The 1,675-nt window shown below is 72.4% G+C and carries 1 protein-coding gene; it reads right to left on the reverse strand.

All coding sequences use genetic code 11. The features are described from left to right. On the reverse strand, positions 1–1,675 hold a 1,675-nt coding region (locus NP777_RS46755; protein WP_256656299.1), incomplete at both ends, for a condensation domain-containing protein.

Here is a 1,675-nt window from a genome sequence, read left to right on the forward strand (position 1 = left end):
CGAGCCCGGCCGGATCGCCTTCGCTGTCGCGCCGTTCGGCCAGGGTCAACGACAGGTCGAACTTCGCGGTGGACTCCTGCGAGGTGGCCTCCAGCGGCCCGACCCGCAGTCCGGGCAGATTCCACCGGCCCTGGGACGCGGGCAGGTTCTGCAGGACGAGCATGATCTGGAACAGCGGGTTTCGGGAGAGGGACCGGGTCGGGTTGAGGTCCTCGACCAGCCGCTCGAACGGCACATCCTGATGCGCGTACGCCGCCAGATCGGCCTCGCGCACCCGGGCCAGCAGCTCATCGAAGCCCGGGTCGGCGCTCAGATCGGTGCGCAGCACCAGCGTGTTGACGAAGAAGCCGGCCAGCCCGTCCAGCGCCGCGTCACCACGCCCCGCGGCCGCCGTGCCGATGGGGATATCGGTACCCGCACCCATCCGCGACAGCAGAACCCCCAGCGCCGCATGCACGACCATGAACATCGTCGCCCGGCCACGTCGCGCGAACTCCACCAGCCGGGCGTGGGTCTCCGCGTCCACCTCAACCGGCAGGGTGCGCCCGCGGAACGACGGCGCGGCCGGTCGGGGCCGGTCGGTCGGCAGGTCCAGTTCCTCCGGTGCGCCGGCGAGCGTCCGCCGCCAGTGGTCCAGCTGCCCGCTGATCACACTCCGCGGGTCGCCGAGATCGCCGAGTACCTCGCGCTGCCAGAGCGCGTAGTCGGCGTACTGCACGGGCAGCGGCTCCCAGCCAGGGAGCCGGCCTTGGAGGCGGGCGGTGTAGGCGGTCTCCAGGTCCTGCGCGAGGACGCCCATCGACCAGCCGTCCACCGCGATGTGGTGCGCCACGATGAGCAGGACGTAGTCCGTGGGGCCGGTCCTGAGCAGCCGGATCCGCCAGGGCAGATCGACGCTGACGTCGAAGCCACGGCCCATATGAGCGGTGAGGGCGTCGTCGATCTCGTCCTCGTCGGTGTCCACCACGGCCAGCGGCGGCCTGCCCGCGGCGCCTTCGAGCACCTGCTGACGCGGGGCGCCTTCGCTCGCCGGGTAGATCGTGCGCAGGCTCTCGTGCCGGTCGGCCACGTCGCCCAGCGCGGCCTCCAGCGCCGCGAGGTCCAGCTCGCCGGACATCCGCAGAGCGAGGGGGAGGTTGTACGCCGCGCCCTCGCCCGCGCCTTCGAGCTGGTTGAGGAACCACATCCGCTGCTGCTCGAACGACAGCGGCAGCACCTCCGGCCGGGGCCGCGACGTCAGCGCGGCGTGCGTCTGGCCGGTTGCCGCGTCGACCAGCCGGGCCACGCCGGCGACCGAGGAGGCGGCGAAGAGCTCCCCGATGGTGAGCTCCGCGTCGAGGACGGCGCGGATGCGGGCGATGAGCCGCATCGCGAGCAGGGAGTCGCCACCCAGCTCGAAGAAGGACGCCTCCGCGTCCACCCAGTCCAGCCCGAGCACCTCGCCGAACACCCCGGCGACGATCTCCTCGACCGGAGTGGCGGGGCCGCGCCCGGTGGCGCCGCCGAAGTCGGGGGCGGGGAGGGCGGCACGGTCGAGCTTGCCGTTGGCCGTGACCGGGAGCGTGTCAATGGCCATCACGGCGGCCGGGACCATGTACTCGGGCAGCCGTTCGGCCACGTACTCCCGCAGCCCAGTCAGACCACTCTCGCCGTCGCTACTGTCATTGCCGTTGCA

Origin of the sequence: Streptomyces rugosispiralis (assembly GCF_024505145.1) — a bacterium.
Lineage (GTDB): Bacteria > Actinomycetota > Actinomycetes > Streptomycetales > Streptomycetaceae > Streptomyces > Streptomyces rugosispiralis.